The sequence below is a fragment of the Pseudomonas sp. NPDC086566 genome (assembly GCF_050280885.1).
GTDB lineage: Bacteria > Pseudomonadota > Gammaproteobacteria > Pseudomonadales > Pseudomonadaceae > Aquipseudomonas > Aquipseudomonas vlassakiae.
The window spans coordinates 73,039-91,617 of sequence record NZ_JBNNWD010000011.1 but is presented as its reverse complement, the minus strand read 5'-3'; the positions used below and the strand labels follow the sequence as shown (position 1 = coordinate 91,617).

Genomic DNA, 18,579 nt, shown 5'->3' with positions numbered 1-18,579 from the left:
TTCAGTTGACTGTACTGGCTGGTGACTCCGCATAATGCCCCTTCGAATTGACTCGGAGGTGGCATGCGCAAGACAGTCCTGGTACTGGTAGAAACCGTCGACGATTATCTGCCATTGCTCGAACAGGCCGGCTACCGCCTGATTCGTGCCCCGTCCCCGCAGATGCGCAGCGACGCCATCCAGCGCCATGCCGGCGAGATTGACGCCGTGCTGACCCGGGGGCCGTTGGGCCTGACCGCTGCTGAAATCGCCACCTTGCCCAAGCTGCAGATCATCTGTGTGATCGGTGCGGGCTACGAGCAGGTCGACCTGGCCGCCGCTGCGGCCCGCGGCATCACCGTCACCAATGGCGCTGGCGCCAATGCCGCGGCTGTTGCCGACCACACCATGGCCATGCTGCTTGCGCTGTTGCGCGATATTCCTCGCGCCGACGCCAGCACCCGTCGTGGCGAGTGGAACCGGGTGATCAGCCCCTCGGTCAGCGGCAAGCGCCTGGGCCTGCTGGGCCTCGGCGCGGTTGGCCAGGCCATCGCCAAGCGCGCCAGCCTGGGCTTCGACATGAACATCAGCTACCACAGCCGCACTCCGCGTACGGACGTGCCTTACACCTGGTACGACAGCCCGTTACACCTGGCCGACGCCGTCGACATCCTGGTCGTGGCCACCCCCGGTGGCGCCACTACCCGTAACCTGGTCGATGCCCGGGTACTCGAGGCGCTGGGCGCAGAGGGGTATCTGGTCAATATCGCCCGGGCCAGCGTAGTCGACACCCAGGCCCTGGTCTCCGCCCTTGAACAAGGCCGCCTGGCGGGCGCAGCGCTCGATGTGTTCGATGACGAGCCGGCCGTGCCAGATGCCCTCAAGGCCCTCGGCAATACCGTGCTCACGCCTCATGTGGCCGGCCAGTCGCCCGAGGCCGCACGCGACACCGTGACCTTGGTGTTGCGCAACCTGCAGGCCTTCTTCGCCGGCGAACCGGTACTCACGCCAGTCCGAGCATAACCCTTCAATACCCCGGCATGGCCGGATCACAAGGAGCGTTTGATGCAACTCGAAATTTTCCAGGTCGATGCCTTCTCCGCCGAGCCTTTTGGTGGTAACCCGGCGGCGGTGATCCCGTTGCACAGCTGGTTGCCGGACGACGTGCTGCAACGCATCGCCGAAGAGAACAACCTGTCGGAAACAGCCTACTTCGTACGCAATGGCGCAACGTTCGACCTGCGCTGGTTCACCCCCACCGTCGAGGTCGACCTGTGCGGCCATGCCACACTGGCCGCTGCCTATGTACTGTTCGAGCAGCTGGGTGAGCAAGCCGAAGTGCTGCGCTTCAACACCCGCAGTGGCGAGCTGCGGGTCAGCCGCGGTGCCGGCGGGCTGCTGGCGATGGACTTCCCGGCCAAACAGCCGCGAGCGGTGGAGGTGCCGGCCGGTTTGCTGGAGGCGCTGGGCCTGGACGCTGCCGAGGCGGTTTATCGCTCCGACGACTATGTGGTGGTGGTTGATGACGCTGCGCTGCTCGCGCCGCTGAACCCCGATTTCGTCGCCTTGTCGGCATTTGACGTGCGTGGCATCGCGGTCACTGCCGCTGGCCGTGGTTTCGACTTCGTCACCCGCTGGTTCGGCCCGCGGGTCGGCGTCAATGAAGACCCGGTAACCGGCTCGGCGCACACCTCGCTGGCACCGTTGTGGGCCGAACGACTGGGCAAGTCGTCGCTGAGCTGCGAGCAGGGCGGGGCGCGCAAGGGGCAGCTGCACTGTGAAGTGCCTGGCAATGGCCGGGTGATCATCAGCGGGCGTGCGGCGTTGTACCTGCGCGGCAGCGTGTTCATCTGATCGAACCCGTGGAGCAGCGGCCCTGTGGCAGGGCCCGATCTATACTTGCTGGCCCAACCAGCAAGGAGCCCGATCATGACCCTGGAAAAAAGCGGTAGCTGCCTGTGCGGTGAAACCCGCCTGCGCGCCACTGTCGACAATACCCATATCAGCGCCTGCCATTGCAGCATGTGCCGCAAGTGGACCGGTGGTCCGCTGCTGGTCGTGGATTGCAGCCGGGCGCCGGTCTTCGAAGGGCGGGCACCGGCGGTCTACAACTCGTCCGAGTGGGCCCAGCGTGGTTTTTGCAGCGGTTGTGGCACGCACCTGTATTACCGGCTCAAGGACAAGGACCACTATGCGGTTCCGGTAGGCCTGCTGGATGGCGATGAGGCGTGGGATTTCGACCTGCAGATTTTCGTCGAACAGAAGCCTGCCTGGTATTGCTTCGCCAACCAGACCAAGGAGCTGACCGGCGAGCAAGCGTTCGAGCAGCTTGGCTGAGCCATTGTTCATGCGAACTTGCTAAACCCGTGCATTCCTGAGAAAAGGGCGCCCTTGAATTTCAGTGTTGGAGCATGCCCATGAGCAGCGAACTGCAGATCACCGACCTCGTCGAAGGCGACGGCAAGACCGCCGTCAAAGGCGCCCTGATCACCACTCAGTACACCGGCTGGCTGGCCGACGGCAGCGAGTTCGACTCGTCGTGGTCGCGCGGCAAACCCTTCCAGTGCGTGATTGGCACCGGGCGTGTCATCAAAGGCTGGGACCAGGGGCTGATGGGTATGCGCGTGGGGGGCAAGCGCAAGCTGCAGGTGCCGGCGCACCTGGGGTATGGCGAGCGCAGCGTGGGGGCGATACCGCCGAATTCGGATCTGACCTTCGAGATCGAGTTGCTCGAAGTGCTGACGCGGGATGATTGACTCGTTTGCGTCCTACAGAGGGCGGAAAAGGACTACACGATCTGTTGGCTTTCATCTGATTGTGGTGTTTTCGACAGACGACTACCCTTGAACCCCTCAACGAATCAAGAGGGTGGCATGCCCATGAAATCGCATTTTTCCTCGAAAGTAATTCGCGAAGCTAACGCTCTGCTGGTGGCTTCGGGTGGCCGTATGGAAATCCCTTTACCACGAGAGCTTACAGGTATCATAACCAGCACCCGAAAAACCCGTTCGGAGCTGAACGCTGCATTTGAAAACGCACATGGTCGCCTACGCAAGGAGTAACAGCCCCATGGCCGATGGTTGTTACAACCACATTTACTCGGTCCTTGTGGAGAGTGACCAGGATACGCTCGGGATCATTGCCTACTCGTTATACAAGCGACAAAAAATCGAGTTCATCCAGTCCTTCAAAGACAAGCACGACAGAGAACCGAAAGACATGGATCTGGCTCCGTTTCACGATGTCAGTAACAGCCCTATCCAGCTGGAAAGCTATCGCAATCAGGCGAGCCAGCTTGTTCAAGGGTTCCTGGACGCATCTATTGCCACCCAGGCTGCTGAACTCGATCGCTACTACTCCGAAAAGGCCAGCAACGAAATCAGAAATGCCAAGCCTGGATTTTGGCCGGGCGTCGCTCAGAGTCTTGTCGGCTCGGTTCTCTTCGTCTTCTTGCTCGGGTTCCTCGTATTCTTTACCTGGAGTCTCAACCAGGGGCCGAAACAGGTGATCGAGCAGGTCTTCGATGTAGTCATCACCGATTCGCACTCGACATAATTCCGCAACACGCCTGCTCTAACGTAATCCTTGCCCAGGGAACGGCATCCACACTCAGGGAGGAACCAAACGGGCAAAGGGCACTCTGAGTCCTGCTCGTTGCCAGGGATGGCAATCACCAACACGGATGCCCTGCGGCACGGGCTGCGGGGCAATGTGGCGGGTATTCAAGACTTCTGCCACAAGAGCCTCCCTACATGAGATTGCCATCTTTCCTTCGACGTCGCCGCCACTTGTTGCTCAGCCTGGCCCTCGTCGCCGCGGCTGTGCCGCTGGCACTGGAAGTGGTCGAAAGCCGCGCTCAACCGGTCGACGGCACCCAGACGCTGGTGTTCCTGCGCCATGCCGAGAAGCCTGGTGAAGGCCTGGGGCAATTGAACTGCCAGGGGCTCAACCGCGCGCTGGACCTGGCCACCTTGTTGCCAGAGCGTTTCGGCAAGGCGGATTACGTGTTCGCGGCCAACCCTTCGCGGCATGTCGAGGAAGGCAGCCAGGACCAGAGCTACAGCTACATTCGCCCGTTGATGACCATCACCCCGAGCGCCATCCGCCTGGGTTTGCCAGTCAACATCGACTTCGCTGCCAACGACACCGACGCACTCGCCGATGAACTGCTCAGCGACAAGTACCGCAATGCCACGGTCTACACCGCCTGGTCCCACGGCTATCTGCCGGAGTTGATCAACACCGTGGCCGGCAAGGCGTTGGGCGATGAGCGGGTGATCACCGAAGACTGGAATGGCGACGATTTCGACACCCTCTACGTCCTTACCCTGACCTGGCACGACGGCAAGGCCAGCCTGCTCAGCCGTAACGTTCGCCAGGGCCTGAATGGCGGTGCCCATAGCTGCCCGACCTGATCCGCTGCTACTGTCGTGGCAGGGAAGCCAGACAGGGATGAACAATGACGCAGCGGGTGACAGTGATTGGCGGTGGCGTGGTCGGCCTGGCGACGGCTTATGCGCTGGTGCGCGAAGGCCTGTCGGTGGTGCTGGTCGAGGCGCGAGACCAGTTGGCTTCGGCGACCAGCTTCGCCAATGGCGGGCAGCTTTCCTATCGGTATGTAGCGCCGTTGGCCGATGCCGGTGTGCCGTGGCAGGCACTTGGCTGGCTGTTGCGCGGCGACTCGCCGCTGCGCCTGCGTTTGCGCCTGGACCCTGCCCAATGGCGCTGGTTGCTGGAGTTCGTGATGGCTTGCCGCAGCAGCGTCAATCGGCGTAACGCCGCGCAGCTGCTCGACTTGGCCTTGCACAGCCAGGCCACCCTGAAACGCTGGCGTGAAGACGACGGGCTGAGTGACTTCGCCTGGCGGCAGAACGGCAAGCTGGTGGCATTTCGCAGTGAGCGGGCGTTCGCCCATGGCCGGGAGCATCTGCTCGACCCCGATCGTCAACGGGTGCTCGGTGCCAGCGAAGTCAGGGCGCTGGAGCCGGCGTTGGCCGACTCGCCCTTTATTGGCGCAGTGCTGACTGCGGATGAAGAAGTCGCCGACTGCCACCGCTTCTGCCAGAGGCTGGCAGAGCGTCTGCGCGCATCCGGGCAGTGCCGGTTCCTGCTTGGCAGCCCGGTCACCCGCCTGATCAGCTGTGATGACCAGGTGGTGGCGGTGCAACTGGGGCGTGAACGGGTGGACGTCGAGCGCCTGGTACTGTGCGCCGGCCATCGAAGTGCCGGGTTGGCACTACCGGGGTTGCGGCTGCCGGTATACCCGCTCAAGGGCTACAGCCTGACGGCGCCGATTGCCGCGGCGCACCGGGCGCCGGAGATCAGCATCACGGACTACGAGCGCAAGATCGTCTATGCCCGGCTCGACCAGCAGCTGCGGGTGGCGGCGATGGTGGATATCGTTGGCTATGACGAAACAGTGGATGCGCGCCGGCTCGACAGCATGCGGCGGCAGGCGCTGGAGACCTTGCCACAGGCAGCGGATTACGCAGCGGCGGTGGAGTGGGCGGGGATGCGGCCGGCGACGCCGACCGGGGTGCCCATCGTTGGGGCTTCGGCTTATCGCAACCTGTGGTTGAACCTCGGGCATGGGGCCTTGGGGTTTACCCTGGCGTGTGGCAGCGGGGAGCGACTGGCTCGGATGCTGTGTTGACTGGTCCGGCCCTTTCGCGGGTAAACCCGCTCCTACAGTATCGTGGACCACTGTAGGAGCGGGTTTACCCGCGAAAGGGCCGGCACAGTCAACACTGCACTAGCGTCCGAACTTCATCGGCCAGCCCAGCACTTTCTTGGTCCGCGGAGTGGCATAGGTTCGCACCTTGGAGGTGCTGAGCCCCATCCGCACCAGCGACTCGGCAATGGTCACCGCCGCGCTCACTCCATCGACCACCGGCACCCCGGTGCGCTGGCGGATCTGCTCATCCAGCCCGGCCATGCCGCCACAGCCCAGGCAGATCACTTCGGCCTTGTCGTCACGCACGGCACGCTCGGCCTGCTCGACGATCGCCGCCACGGCACGCTGCGGGTCCGCTTCCAGCTCCAGCACGGCCAGGCCACTGGCGCGCACCGAAGCACAGCGGTCATACAGCCCGGAAAGCTTCAGGCGGTCTTCGATCAGCGGCACGGTGCGGTCCAGGGTGGTCACCACCGAATAGGCATGGCCCAGGTACATGGCGGTGCTGGCGGCGGCATCGGTGATGTCGACCACCGGCACGTCGAGCAGCTCCTGCAGGCCTTCGCGGCCATGTTCGCCGTAGCCGGCCTGGATCACGGCATCGTACGGGCCGTCATAGGCCAGCACCCGGTCCATCACGGCGATGGCGGCCAGGTAGCTCTCGAAATTGCCCTCCACCGACTCGGCGCCGAACCAGGGGGTCAGGCCGATGATCTGCGTGCCCGGCGCGGCGACGCTGCGCGCCTGCTCGGCAATCGCTTCGGTGATGGCTTCGGTGGTGTTGACGTTGGCAATCAGAATACGCATGGGCAATCCTCCTTGATCAATGGCTGCTGTGGTCGACGGCGATGCACTCACCGCTGATATCGTGGTATTGGCGGTTACGCGGCGCGATCAGCAGGTACACCGCGGCCGCGATGCCGGCGCCGATCAGCCAGGAAAACGGCGCAATGCCGTGGAAGTTCGGCACCAAGGCCAGGATGATGGCCAGCAGTGCTGCCGGTACGAAGGCGGCCACCGCACGCAGGTTGATGCCTTTGCTGTAGTGGTAGGCGCCGGTCGGGTGCTCGGTGTACAGCTCCGGCACGTTGATGCGGCCTTTGCGCAGCAACCAGTAGTCGGCCATGATCACCCCGTACAGCGGGCCGAGCAGGGCGCCCAGGCCAGACAGGAAGTAGACGATCACCAGCGGGCTGTTGTAGAGGTTCCACGGCAGGATCAGCACCGCCAGGGTCGCGCTGATCAGCCCGGCGCGGCGGAAGTTGAGGTGGCGTGGTGCCAGGTTGCTCAGCACGAAGGCGGGCGCGACGAAATTGGCCATGATGTTCACCGCCACCGTGACGATCAGGAACGCCAGGCAGCCAAGCACCAGGAATGGCGTGCTGGGGATGCTGGCGACGATCTGGGTCGGGCTGTCGATGATCTGGCCGTTGATCTGGAACTGCGCACCGCACAGCACCACGGTGATCATGGCGAACACCAGGATGTTCACCGGCAGGCCCCAGAAGTTGCCGACGCGGATGGTTTTGCGGCACGGCGAGGAGCGGGCGAAGTCGCAGAAGTTCAGCACCAGGGTGCCGTAGATCGCCAGCCACAGGGCGCCCCCGGCGAAGATGTTGCGCCACATCTCATAGCCGGACAGCGGCTCGGCCACCGACCAGGCGATGCGTGCGTCGGCCTGGATGTACATGAACACTGCCAGGCTGGCCACGGTCAGCAGGATCACCGGGCCGGCGAAGGCCTCGTAACGGCGCACCATCTCCATGCCGTAGGCGAGGATCACCAGCTGCACCAGCCAGATCGCCACGAAACACACCCAGCCCAGGCTCGACAGGCCGAGGATGCTGTCGTGGTCGTAGGCGGCCACTTGCGGCCACACGGCGGTGAGCAGCACGCGCAGTACCACCGATGCCAGGTAGGTCTGGATGCCGAACCAGGCGATGGCGATCACCGCGCGGATCAACGCCGGAATCTGTGCGCCGTGGATGCCGAAGGCGATGCGGCTGATGACCGGGAATGGCACGCCGGTCTTCTGCCCCATGTAGCCGGACAGGTTCATGAAGAAGTACACCAGTGCCGCGCCGATCGCCAGCGACAGCAGGATCTGCCAGCCACCCAGGCCAAGGGCGAACAAACCCATGGCAAAGGAGTAGTTGGCAATGTTGTGCACATCGTTGGTCCACAGCGCAAAGATGCTGTAGCGGCCCCAGCGGCGGCCTTCGATACGGGTGGGTGCGAGATCGCGGTTATGCAGGCGAGGGCTCAGGCCGAGTGGCGGCATATCGCCTGCAAGGGTGGAAGACGGGGTGGTGCTGGCGACGGATAGTTCAGGGGCAAGGTCGAGGCTGGTACTCATTCCGGCAGGCTCCTGATGCACGTGGACTGCGATGAGCGGGCATGCGCACGGGCTCGCCATCTCGTCGGTGCAGCTTGGCATCACTGGGTTCTGGGCGCGGCGGCCGGAGGTGGGCCGGCGTCGCGAGTTCTTGTGTATTTATGTTTCGTAAAGTTTGTATACAAAACACGAGCACACAAAAGCGAGTTCCATGCCAGACAAAAACGAAATTCAGATTGCCACTAATTTGAATCTAAGCAGCTGAAAAAATAAGTTTTTGAAATGAAGGAAATATAAGTTGACCAATCGAACAGGTTTAAATTTTTAACGGGATGATTAGTTGATCATATGGTCAGAATTAGTGGCGCGGGATGTGTAACGTATTGGGGCATTAGCTGGAAAAGTGCACACAAAAATGGCACCTATGGTGACATTCTTGTGTACAAAAAATAGTCAATTAACCAGATGGGTGGATACACTCAGTCCATCGGCGGCAACCGCCGCTTCACCGGGCTCTTCTTGATGATCGCGGTGTTGGTTTCGGCCAGCACATTGATCCGGTCGAGCAGGGTGTCGAGTTGCTCCATCGAGCGCACATGCAGCCGCGCGATGAAACAGTCCTCGCCCGTGACCTTGTCGCACTCGGTGAACTCAGGGATGGCGATGATCTGTCGCTCCACTTCCTGTAATTGCCCCGGCAGCGGGCGAATCCGCACGATCGCCTGCAACTGGTAGCCGAAGCTGCGTGGATCGATCTCCACCGTGTAGCCGCGCAACACACCGCGTTCTTCCAGGCGGCGCAGGCGCTCGCTGACGCTGGGGGCTGAAAGGCCGCTGATTTGCGCCAACGCCTTGAGCGAGCGGCGGGAGTCTTCCATCAAGGCATTGATCAGCAGTTGGTCGATGGTGTCGGTCATGCGCACCTCATCAGGCAAATCAGGAAAGTTGCCTTGATAGTAAAGGTGAAATGGCTGATACGCCTTGGTTATCCGCTGGAAGGTACAGGGTGACCCTCCGCATACTAGGGCCATCATCCAAGGGAGGTGTGAGATGGACAGTTCATTACGCCGTGGCTCGCTGGAAATGGTCGCTGCCATGCTGATTTCCGGGACCATCGGCTGGTTCGTGCTGGTGTCGGGGCAGCCGGTGCTGGAAGTGGTGTTCTGGCGCTGCGTGTTCGGGACCGGCACCTTGCTGGTGATCTGCGCGGCGTTCGGTTTTCTCAAGCCGGGTGTGATAACCCGCACCGCGTTGCTGCTTGCCATCGCCAGTGGCGTGGCCATTGTCGGCAACTGGGTGTTGCTGTTTGCCTCTTACTCAAGGGCATCGATTGCCATCGGCACGGCGGTATACAACGTCCAGCCGTTCATGCTGGTGGGCCTGGCGGCGCTGTTTCTGGGCGAGAAGATCACCCTTGCCAAGGTCACCTGGCTCAGTGTGGCATTCCTCGGCATGCTGGCGATCGTCAGCGCCCATGGCGCGGGGCAGGCCAGTGGTGAGGACTACCTGCAAGGTATCGCCCTGGCGCTGGGCGCGGCGTTGCTCTATGCGATTGCGGCGTTGATCATCAAACGCCTGAAAGGCACGCCACCCCACCTGATCGCACTGATCCAGGTCGCCACCGGGGTGGTGTTGCTGGCGCCGTGGGTGAAGTTGGGCGGGCTGCCCGGCGAGCCGTCGGCGCTGGCCAGCCTCGTGACCTTGGGCATGGTCCACACCGGGTTGATGTATGTACTGCTGTACAGCGCCATCCAGCGCCTGCCGACGGCGTTGACCGGTGCACTGTCTTTCATCTACCCGATTGCCGCGATCCTGGTTGACTGGGTGGCCTTCGGGCACCGCCTGGCGCCGTTGCAGTGGCTGGGGGTGGCGTTGATCCTGCTGGCGGCAGCGGGCATGCAGCAAGGCTGGTGGTTCCGATCTGCACAAGTACCGGCCAAGGGGTAGAATGGCGGCCTTTTCACTTGCTTGCGACCCGCCATGACCTCGCCGATGCACACCCTCGAACAGCACCTGCTCGCTGCCCTTGACCCTGCCCCTGGCGAAACCCGCCGCGTGTTCCACGGCCGCGGCCGCTGCTGGGAGGGCCTGGAGCAGGTCACGGTGGACTGGCTGCAGGGTGTGCTGTCGGTAGCGCTGTTCCGCGAACCGCCAGAGGGCCAACTGGCCGAACTGCAAGCCATGCTGCGCAACCTGGCCGAACGCGCGCAATGGACCGGCCAGGCGATCCTCATCCAGCACCGTTATCTGCCCGACAGCCCGGGCCAGTGGCTGCTGGGCGAGCCCTGCCAGCAGCGCGAGGTGGTCGAGAATGGCCTGACCTATCTGCTCGACCTGGGTGTACGGCAGAACAACGGCCTGTTCCTCGACATGCGCTACGGCCGGCGCTGGGTGCGCGAGCAGGCGGCGGGCAAGCGGGTACTCAACCTGTTCGCCTACACCTGTGGTTTCTCGGTGGCGGCGATCGCCGGTGGTGCCGAGCAGGTGGTGAACCTGGACATGGCCAAGTCGGCGCTGTCGCGCGGGCGCGATAACCATCGCCTGAACGGGCACGATGCGTCGCGGGTCGCCTATCTGGGCCATGAACTGTTCAAGTCCTGGGGCAAGGTGCGCAAGTACGGGCCTTATGACCTGATCATCATCGACCCGCCGACCTTCCAGCGCGGCAGCTTTGTCCTGACCCAGGACTACGCCAAGATCCTGCGGCGCTTGCCGGAGTTGCTCAGTGACGGCGGGACGGTTTTGGCCTGCGTCAACGACCCGGGGATCGGGCCGGAGTTTCTGATCGAAGGGATGGCGGAGCAGGCGCCCGGGTTGGCGTTTGTCGAGCGGCTGGAGAATCCGCCGGAGTTTCCTGATGTGGACCCGGCGGGCGGGCTTAAGGCCCTGGTGTTCCGCCAGCTGTGATGTCACCTGTGCCGGCCTCTGCGCGGCTGTAGGAGCGGATTTATCCGCGAGAGGCCGGTCCTGCCTACATCAATTACTGTTGATTGGTGTAGATCTGGTCAAACACCCCACCATCGTTGAAGTGGGTCTTCTGCACGGTGCGCCAGTCACCAAAGGTTTTCTCCACCGACAGGAAGTCAACTTTCGGGAAGCGGTCAGTGTACTTGGCCAGCACTGTCGCATCACGCGGGCGCAGGTAGTTCTGTGCGGCGATTTCCTGGGCCGCCGGCGACCACAGGTACTTCAGGTATTCTTCGGCCACGGCCTGGGTACCTTTCTTGGCCACTACCTTGTCAACCACGCTTACCGGCGGCTCGGCCTCGGCCGATACACTCGGGTAGACCACTTCGAACTGGTCGCGGCCGAACTCGCGGGCGATCATCTCGGCTTCGTTCTCGAAGGTGACCAGCACGTCGCCGATCTGGTTGGTCATGAACGTGGTGGTGGCGGCACGGCCACCGGTATCCAGCACTGGCGCCTGCTTGAACAGTTTGCCGACGAATTCGCGGGCCTTGGTTTCGTCGCCACCTTGCTTGAGCACATAGCCCCAGGCCGACAGGTAGGTGTAGCGGCCGTTACCCGAGGTCTTGGGGTTGGGCACGATCACCTGCACGCCGTCCTTGAGCAGGTCGGGCCAGTCCTTCAGGGCCTTGGGGTTGCCCTTGCGCACGATGAACACGGTGGCCGAGGTGAACGGCGCGCTGTTGTTCGGCAGGCGGGTCACCCAGTTATCCGGCACCAGCTTGCCGTTGTCGGCCAAGGCGTTGATGTCCGTGGCCATGTTCATGGTGATGACATCGGCCGGCAGGCCATCGATCACCGCACGCGCCTGCTTGCTCGAGCCGCCGAAGGACATCTGCACATTGACCTTCTCGTTGTGCTCGGCTTCCCAGTGCTTCTGGAATGCCGGGTTGTAGTCCTTGTAGAAATCGCGCATCACGTCGTAGGAAACGTTCAGCAGGGTCGGGGCAGCCTGGGCCAGGTTGCCGAGGGCCAGGCCGGCGGCGAGCAGTGAGGCGGTGAAGAGTTTTTTCACGGTGCGTCCTTGTTATGTTTCAAATGTTTGGCAATCTGCCACCGACTATAACGTTTGGGTATTGGCCGATTAAAGACCAAATGGCACTTTGCTTATTCGGTTTTTGCAAAGAGCGCACTGCCGCAGCGCGAGCAGAATGCTGCGCCAGGTTCATGTGTCTTCTTGTGGCAGGTCGGACAGGCATGTTGCAGCTGCTCGCCGCGCATGGCATTGGCCAATTCTGCAGTAAAGATCCCGGTCGGTACGGCGATGATCGAATAACCGGTAATCATCACCAGCGACGACAGCACCTGGCCCAGCGGCGTCTTCGGCACGATGTCGCCGAAGCCCACCGTGGTCAGCGTGACGATCGCCCAGTAGATGCCTTTCGGGATGCTGGTAAAGCCATGCTCGGGGCCTTCTATGACGTACATCAAGGTACCGAACACGGTGACCAGGGTCGACACGCTGACCAGGAACACGATGATCTTCTGCTTGCTGCCGCGCAGTGCGTCCAGCAGGTAATGCGCCTGCTTGAGGTAGGGGCTGAGCTTGAGCACGCGGAAGATCCGCAGCATCCGGATCACCCGGATCATCAACAGGTACTGGGCGTCGCTGTAGTACAGGGCGATGATTCCAGGCACGATCGCCAGCAGGTCGACCAGGCCGTAGAAGCTGAAGGCATAGCGCAAGGGCTTGGGCGAGCAGTACAGGCGGGTGAGGTACTCGGCCAGGAAGATCGCGGTGAAGCCCCACTCGATGGCGGCCAGCAGGCCGGCGTAGCCCTGGTGGACTTCGTCGATGCTGTCGAGGATCACCGTGACCAGGCTGGCCAGGATTATCAGCAGGAGGATCTTGTCGAAGCGCCGGCCGGCTACGGTGTCGGTCTGGAAGACCATGATGTAGAGGCGTTCGCGCAAAGTGGATGGGGCAGGCATCGAGAGTAACTTTTTAAGTCTTAAGGGATTTCAGACTAGAGGGAGGGTAGGTGCGGCACAAGGGAAAAATGACCTAACAGAAATGACAGTTTTCTTCAGGCCGTAATAGGGCGAGAATCATGCAGTCATTCCCTAGGAGGCTATATGAAAAACAAGGACAGATGTGCTCATGCCTATACGCCCTATGGGTACATTGCGGTCAATCACAATGAAGGCGCTATAAGGTTCACAGGCCAATGGTTCGAGCCTGTGGCTGGTGGGTACATGCTCGGCAATGGATATCGCCTGTATAGCCCTTCGCTAATGCGCTTATTAAGTCAGGATTTTTATAGTCCGTTCGGCAGCGGGGGGCTGAACGCATACGCCTACTGCAATGGCGACTCTGTGAACAAAGTCGATCCGTCAGGACATTCGGGACGACTCCTTGGTCAAAGTAGTCGGAACACATCCAGACCGGTAACTCCCCCTTTGATCCGCGCCCGTATCCAAAGTGGTAGTCGAGCGCCTGAGAACACGTACTCCGCTGCGCCCAAGCCTACTGTAGAGGCGCTCATGAGTAGACATAAAATCAATAGAACCGGTGCAAGTATGGTTCTCAACGGCGTCCCGGTCGAGATCGTCCAGCGTTCGATCTCCAATAAGATTCCCTTGAGTACGAACTTCATCGAACATGCAAGATTGCCCAAGGACTTTCTAATTGCAGGTGTGGATGAGCTTCTCTCCACAGGTAGCGACATTGAGGTAGCTGTCTACCGTAATTCGTTGTATTACTTCACATTATCTGACAATGGTTTGAACATCAGAGACCAGACACAGTGGGGAACCCTCAACGCGGACCGGAAAAGTGTTAACCCGGAAGCGGCAGTTGTCTCTACTCGTGCTGTTCGGGGTCAGCGTTGAGGAAAGCGCTTTTACCCGTGCAAATGGGTGTGCCACGTTTTTGATAGGTTGTGAAAATATAGTTGCCGACGTGCATCAGCCAGCACGCCGCTACGAAGGGCGCGGTCAGGCCGGCCACCGGCAGCAACTTGAACAGCGGTTGCAGTAGCAGGGCCAGGGCGATTGCCAGCAGCGTCACCCAAGGTTTTTCACCCTGCCGGCTGAAGGCCAGTGCCGCCAGCGCGGCGTTGAAACCGTACAGGCCCAGCCACGCGGCTTGTGCCTGGTCGGCAAGCAGCGCTATACCACCGCCAATGGCCGAGCCAAGCACTGCCCACATGGCCGCATAGGGATTGGCAATGAATATCCCGACGATGATCAGCAACCCGGCCAGCGGCTGGTCGAGCAGGAAGATCTGCCCTACGCCACGCGCCAGGGCATACGCCGGTTCTGCCTCGACGAAACCGCTGGGCGCGGGGCTTGCGAATAGCAGGACAGCCCAGCCGAGCAGCACGAACGGCGCGGTATAGGCAACCAAGAGCTTGCCGCCGCGCTTGCGCCATTGGTGGGTGATGATGCTCGACAGGCCGCCGGCGGCGATGATCAGCGGCGGCAGGATCGCCGACCAGGGCAGCACGGCGCTGATCAGGATGCCGATCAGTACGCCGTTGTAGCAGTAAAGCCCGGCCTGGCGGTCGGCGCGGTCGTAGCCGCGGCGTTGGGCAGTGAGCAGGCCGGCGAGGGCGCCGAGCAGGGCGCCGCCGACCAGGTCGGGGGCGGTCAGCAGGATGGCCAGCAGGCAGCACAGGCCGCACAGGGGGTTGCGCAGCAGCAGCACCTGGCTGAAGCCGTTGAGCAGCGCCGTGGCCCAGTCGGGGCACGGGTTGACGAAATTCTTGGTGTACATGGGCAGTCAGCAAGGTTGATGGGGGAGCGGTGGGCCTCTTTGGGCCTCGATTTTCCGCAGTGATGTGCCACACCACTGACCCGGTTGGAGCGGGCATGCCCGCTCCAACAGGAGAGGCGTGGTGGCTTAGATCAAGTTCTCGATCCGCAGCGTGTTAGTCGAGCCCGGCTTGCCGAAAGGCACACCGGCGGTGATCAGCAGCGTATCGCCCCGGCTGGCCATGCCTTGCGCCTGGGCAATCTCCAGCGCGGTGGACACCACCTCGTCGACCTGGCGCAGGCGGTCGTTGACCACCGAGTGCACGCCCCAGGCCACGCTCAGGCGGCGGGCAGTGGCCAGGTTCGGCGTCAGGTTGAGGATCGGCGCCCGTGGCCGCTCACGCGCGGCACGCAGGGTCGATGCGCCTGACTCGCTGTAGTTGACCAGCACCGCCACCGGCAGGATGCCGCTGATACGGCGGATCGCGCAGCTGATGGCGTCCGACACAGTGGCCTCGGCCTTCGGCCGGCCAACGTCCAGTTGGGCCTGGTAGTCCGGGCCGTTCTCCACCTGGCGGATGATCTTGCTCATCATCTGCACGGCTTCCAGCGGGTAGTCACCGGAGGCGGTCTCCGCCGACAACATCACCGCATCGGCGCCTTCGGCCACCGCGTTGGCCACATCGGTGACTTCGGCACGGGTCGGCGCTGGCGAGAAGCGCATGGACTCGAGCATCTGGGTGGCCACCACCACCGGTTTGCCCAGCTGGCGGCAGGTGCCGATGATGCGCTTCTGGATCTGCGGCACGCTTTCGGCCGGCACTTCCACGCCCAGGTCGCCACGCGCCACCATGATCGCATCGGCAAGTTCTGCGATGGCTTGCAGTTGTTCGACCGCTGATGGTTTTTCGATCTTGGCCATCAGGTAGGCGCGGTCACCGATCAGCTGGCGCGCTTCGACGATGTCTTCCGGGCGCTGCACGAACGACAGGGCCACCCAGTCCACACCCAGCTCCAGGCCGAAGGCCAGGTCGCGGCGGTCTTTCTCGGTGAGCGGGGAGAGGTCGAGCACCGCTTGCGGCACGTTGACGCCCTTGCGGTCGGACAGCTCGCCACCGTTGAGCACTTCGGTATCGATGGCGTCTGCGTGCTTGGCGGTTACCCGCAGGCGCAGCTTGCCGTCGTCGAGCAGCAGGTCCATGCCCGGCTCCAGCGCTGCGATGATTTCCGGGTGGGGCAGGTTGACCCGGCGGCTGTCACCCGGGGCCTTGTCCAGGTCCAGGCGCAGGGCCTGGCCGCGTTGCAACTGGACCTTGCCCTCGGCGAAGCGGCCGACGCGCAGCTTTGGCCCTTGCAGGTCCATGAGGATGCCCAGTGGGTAGTTGAGCTGTTGTTCGACTTCGCGTATCCACTGGTAACGCAGGGCGTGGTCGGCGTGTTCGCCGTGGCTGAAGTTCAGGCGAAAGATGTTCACCCCGGCCTCGACCAGCTGGCGGATGTCGTCGATGCCTTTGATCGCAGGGCCGAGGGTGGCGAGGATCTTTACTTTCTTATCAGGCGTCATGATTGGGCAGTCTCAAGGATCAGGATGGCGCGGAAGTCGTTGACGTTGGTACGGGTCGGCTCGGTGACGATCAGGGCATCGAGCGCGGCGAAATAGCCATAGCCGTTGTTGTTGTCCAGCTCATCGCTGGCCGACAGGCCCAGGGCTTCGGCGCGCGCGTAACTGCTTGGGGTCATGTAGGCGCCGGCGTTTTCTTCCGAGCCGTCGATGCCATCGGTGTCACCGGCCAGGGCATAGACGCCCGGCAGGCCTTTGAGGCTTTCGGTGAGGCTGAGCAGGAACTCGGCATTGCGCCCGCCACGGCCGTTGCCTCTTACGGTGACGGTGGTTTCACCACCGGAGAGGATCACGCAGGGTGCCTTCAGCGGCTGGCCGTGCAGCACGATCTGCCGGGCAATGCCGGCGTGTACCTTCGCCACTTCGCGCGATTCGCCTTCCAGGTCACCTAGGATCAGCGGGCTGAAGCCGGCCTGGCGGGCTTTGACCGCGGCGGCTTCGAGCGACTGCTGCGGTTTGGCGATCAGCTGGAAGTGGCTGCGTGCCAAAGCCGGGTCATCGGCCTTGACGGTTTCCGAGGCGGGGTTGTTGAGCCAGTCGATGACGGCTTCTTTCGGCGCTTCGATGTTGTAGCGCTTGAGGATTGCCAGGGCATCGGCCGAGGTGCTCGGGTCGGCCACGGTCGGGCCGGAAGCGATGACGGTGGCCAGGTCGCCAGGCACGTCGGAAATGGCATAGGTGTAGACGGTGGCAGGCCAGCAGGCCTTGGCCAGGCGGCCGCCCTTGATCGCCGAGAGGTGCTTGCGCACACAGTTCATCTCGCCGATGGTGGCGCCGGATTTGAGCAGCGCCTTGTTGATCTGTTGCTTGTCAGCCAGGGTCAGGCCTTCGGCTGGCAGTGCCAGCAGGGCGGACCCACCGCCAGACAGCAGGAAGATGACGCGGTCTTCTTCGTTAAGGTTGCTGACCAGCTCCAGCACGCGCTTGGCCACGGCCAGGCCGGCGGCATCGGGGACCGGGTGAGCGGCTTCGACCACCTCGATCTTCTGGCAGTTGGCGCCGTGACCGTAGCGGGTCACGACCAGCCCGGAGACGTCGCCCTGCCAGCTTTTTTCGACCACTTCGGCCATGGCGGCTGCGGCCTTGCCGGCGCCGATGACGATGACCCGGCCGCTACGGTCGGCGGGCAGGTAGGGTTCGAGCACCTGGCGTGGGTGGGCGGCGGCGATGGCTGTGTCGAACAGGTCGCGGAGAAGTTTTTGCGGATCGACCGACATGGCAGGCTCCCATTTATTGTTGTTCTGCAGAATCAAAAACGCCCCTGGAACTGCCTCCGTGCAGGCCGAACCAGGGGCGGGTGTTGCTCGGGGTCGCTACCTGACCTGTGGTCGCAGGTCAGGCAGCGTGTGCTTCATCGCGAGCTGCGCTCGCTCCTACAGGTCGCGGATCGAGAAGTTGGCCATGTGCTCCAGGCCTTTGATCAGCGCCGAGTGGTCCCAGTTGCCGCCGCCCAGGGCCTGGCAAGTGTTGAACACTTGCTGGGCATTGGAGGTGTTGGGCAGGTTGATGCCCAGTTCCTTGGCGCCTTGCAGGGCCAGGTTGAGGTCCTTCTGGTGCAGGTTGATGCGGAAGCCCGGGTCGAAGGTGCCTTTGATCATGCGCTCGGCGTGCACTTCGAGGATCTTCGACGACGCGAAGCCGCCCATCAGGGCTTCACGCACCTTGGCTGGGTCGGCGCCGTTCTTGGCGGCGAACAGCAGGGCTTCGGCAACGGCCTGGATGTTCAGGGCGACGATGATCTGGTTGGCGACCTTGGCGGTCTGGCCGTCACCGTTGCCACCGACGCGGGTGATGTTCTTGCCCATCGCTTCGAACAGCGGCAGGGTGCGCTCGAAGGCTTTCGGGCAGCCACCGACCATGATGCTCAGGGTCGCGGCCTTGGCACCGACTTCACCGCCGGACACCGGGGCGTCCAGGTAGGCGGCGCCAGTGGCCTTGATCTTCTCGGCGAAGGCTTTGGTGGCGGTAGGGGAGATCGAGCTCATGTCGATCACCACCTTGTTCGGGCCTACGCCTTCGGCGACGCCGTTTTCACCGAACAGGACGCTTTCGACCTGTGGGGTATCCGGCACCATGATGATGATGAATTCGGCTTCCTGGGCCACTTCCTTCGGGTTGGCCAGGGCCACGGCGCCCGCGGCGATCAGGTCGGCCGGTGCCGCGTCGTGGTGGGTGGAGACGAAGATGCTGTGACCTGCTTTCTGCAGGTTCTGCGCCATGGGCTTGCCCATGATGCCGGTGCCGAGGAAACCGATTTTAGCCATGAAAAATTACCTCTTTTATAGTTGTTCGCGGTCCCGATGGGAG

General features: G+C 62.6%; 19 protein-coding genes. 10 read left to right on the top strand and 9 right to left on the bottom strand.

The genetic code is table 11. The features are described from left to right. Positions 1 to 63 precede the first annotated feature (63 nt). The 7 genes from ACQKPS_RS23475 (at position 64) to ACQKPS_RS23445 (ending at position 5,632) form a co-directional block, all read left to right on the top strand. Entirely contained in the window at positions 64 to 1,002 is a 939-nt protein-coding gene (locus ACQKPS_RS23475; RefSeq protein WP_254484375.1) for a 2-hydroxyacid dehydrogenase, read from the top strand. A gap of 42 nt (positions 1,003 to 1,044) precedes the next feature. Then, positions 1,045 to 1,833: a PhzF family phenazine biosynthesis protein gene (locus tag ACQKPS_RS23470; protein ID WP_254484377.1), complete on the top strand. Its 789-nt coding sequence runs from the start codon at positions 1,045 to 1,047 to the stop codon at positions 1,831 to 1,833. A gap of 75 nt (positions 1,834 to 1,908) precedes the next feature. Further along, complete coding sequence (locus tag ACQKPS_RS23465) at positions 1,909 to 2,316, top strand: GFA family protein (protein ID WP_254484379.1); 408 nt, start codon at positions 1,909 to 1,911, stop codon at positions 2,314 to 2,316. Between the two features lie 80 nt (positions 2,317 to 2,396). Then, positions 2,397 to 2,735: an FKBP-type peptidyl-prolyl cis-trans isomerase gene (locus tag ACQKPS_RS23460; RefSeq protein WP_254484381.1), complete on the top strand. Its 339-nt coding sequence runs from the start codon at positions 2,397 to 2,399 to the stop codon at positions 2,733 to 2,735. Between the two features lie 313 nt (positions 2,736 to 3,048). Next, a complete protein-coding gene (locus tag ACQKPS_RS23455) occupies positions 3,049 to 3,534 on the top strand; it encodes a hypothetical protein (protein WP_283724957.1) in 486 nt (161 codons plus the stop codon). Between the two features lie 197 nt (positions 3,535 to 3,731). Further along, entirely contained in the window at positions 3,732 to 4,394 is a 663-nt protein-coding gene (locus tag ACQKPS_RS23450) for a histidine phosphatase family protein (protein WP_283724958.1), read from the top strand. A 44-nt stretch (positions 4,395 to 4,438) separates the two neighbouring features. Next, positions 4,439 to 5,632: a D-amino acid dehydrogenase gene (locus tag ACQKPS_RS23445; protein WP_427605704.1), complete on the top strand. Its 1,194-nt coding sequence runs from the start codon at positions 4,439 to 4,441 to the stop codon at positions 5,630 to 5,632. Positions 5,633 to 5,731: 99 nt separating this feature from the next. On the opposite strand, the gene ACQKPS_RS23440 is transcribed toward ACQKPS_RS23445, so the two are convergent. From ACQKPS_RS23440 to ACQKPS_RS23430, 3 genes are all read right to left on the bottom strand, one after another. Beyond that, positions 5,732 to 6,460 (bottom strand): aspartate/glutamate racemase family protein, encoded by a 729-nt coding sequence (locus ACQKPS_RS23440; RefSeq protein WP_254484387.1) that lies wholly within the window; start codon positions 6,458 to 6,460, stop codon positions 5,732 to 5,734. 16 nt (positions 6,461 to 6,476) lie between these two features. Beyond that, positions 6,477 to 8,009 carry an NCS1 family nucleobase:cation symporter-1 gene (locus ACQKPS_RS23435; RefSeq protein WP_283724961.1) on the bottom strand — a complete coding sequence of 511 codons (1,533 nt, stop codon included), beginning with the start codon at positions 8,007 to 8,009 and terminating at the stop codon, positions 6,477 to 6,479. A gap of 458 nt (positions 8,010 to 8,467) precedes the next feature. Further along, complete coding sequence (locus ACQKPS_RS23430) at positions 8,468 to 8,905, bottom strand: Lrp/AsnC family transcriptional regulator (protein WP_254484391.1); 438 nt, start codon at positions 8,903 to 8,905, stop codon at positions 8,468 to 8,470. 133 nt (positions 8,906 to 9,038) lie between these two features. On the opposite strand from ACQKPS_RS23430, the gene ACQKPS_RS23425 reads away from it, so the two are divergent. Both ACQKPS_RS23425 and ACQKPS_RS23420 read left to right on the top strand, forming a co-directional pair. Beyond that, the gene (locus ACQKPS_RS23425; RefSeq protein ID WP_254484393.1) at positions 9,039 to 9,935 is read left to right on the top strand and encodes a DMT family transporter; all 897 of its coding nucleotides are present in this window, start codon (positions 9,039 to 9,041) and stop codon (positions 9,933 to 9,935) included. Positions 9,936 to 9,968: 33 nt separating this feature from the next. After that, the gene (locus ACQKPS_RS23420) at positions 9,969 to 10,895 is read left to right on the top strand and encodes a class I SAM-dependent methyltransferase (protein ID WP_427605703.1); all 927 of its coding nucleotides are present in this window, start codon (positions 9,969 to 9,971) and stop codon (positions 10,893 to 10,895) included. A gap of 73 nt (positions 10,896 to 10,968) precedes the next feature. Here ACQKPS_RS23420 and ACQKPS_RS23415 read toward each other — a convergent pair whose 3' ends face one another. Continuing rightward, positions 10,969 to 11,970: a sulfate ABC transporter substrate-binding protein gene (locus tag ACQKPS_RS23415; RefSeq protein ID WP_186603284.1), complete on the bottom strand. Its 1,002-nt coding sequence runs from the start codon at positions 11,968 to 11,970 to the stop codon at positions 10,969 to 10,971. Between the two features lie 92 nt (positions 11,971 to 12,062). Beyond that, complete coding sequence (locus ACQKPS_RS23410; RefSeq protein WP_427605702.1) at positions 12,063 to 12,887, bottom strand: ion transporter; 825 nt, start codon at positions 12,885 to 12,887, stop codon at positions 12,063 to 12,065. Positions 12,888 to 13,031: 144 nt separating this feature from the next. Here ACQKPS_RS23410 and ACQKPS_RS23405 point away from each other — a divergent pair, with 144 nt between their 5' ends. Beyond that, positions 13,032 to 13,787 (top strand): RHS repeat-associated core domain-containing protein, encoded by a 756-nt coding sequence (locus ACQKPS_RS23405; RefSeq protein WP_427605701.1) that lies wholly within the window; start codon positions 13,032 to 13,034, stop codon positions 13,785 to 13,787. Here ACQKPS_RS23405 and ACQKPS_RS23400 read toward each other — a convergent pair. From ACQKPS_RS23400 to ACQKPS_RS23385, 4 genes are all read right to left on the bottom strand, one after another. Further along, entirely contained in the window at positions 13,759 to 14,673 is a 915-nt protein-coding gene (locus ACQKPS_RS23400; RefSeq protein ID WP_427605700.1) for an urea transporter, read from the bottom strand. The two genes, ACQKPS_RS23405 and ACQKPS_RS23400, sit on opposite strands and share 29 nt — an antisense overlap. 126 nt (positions 14,674 to 14,799) lie before the next feature. Beyond that, a complete protein-coding gene (gene pyk, locus ACQKPS_RS23395) occupies positions 14,800 to 16,215 on the bottom strand; it encodes a pyruvate kinase (protein WP_176506567.1) in 1,416 nt (471 codons plus the stop codon). Further along, a complete protein-coding gene (locus ACQKPS_RS23390) occupies positions 16,212 to 17,489 on the bottom strand; it encodes a glycerate kinase type-2 family protein (RefSeq protein WP_427605699.1) in 1,278 nt (425 codons plus the stop codon). Before ACQKPS_RS23390 ends, pyk begins: the two co-directional genes overlap by 4 nt. 156 nt (positions 17,490 to 17,645) lie before the next feature. After that, the gene (locus ACQKPS_RS23385; RefSeq protein WP_254484424.1) at positions 17,646 to 18,536 is read right to left on the bottom strand and encodes a 2-hydroxy-3-oxopropionate reductase; all 891 of its coding nucleotides are present in this window, start codon (positions 18,534 to 18,536) and stop codon (positions 17,646 to 17,648) included. Positions 18,537 to 18,579: the final 43 nt, after the last annotated feature.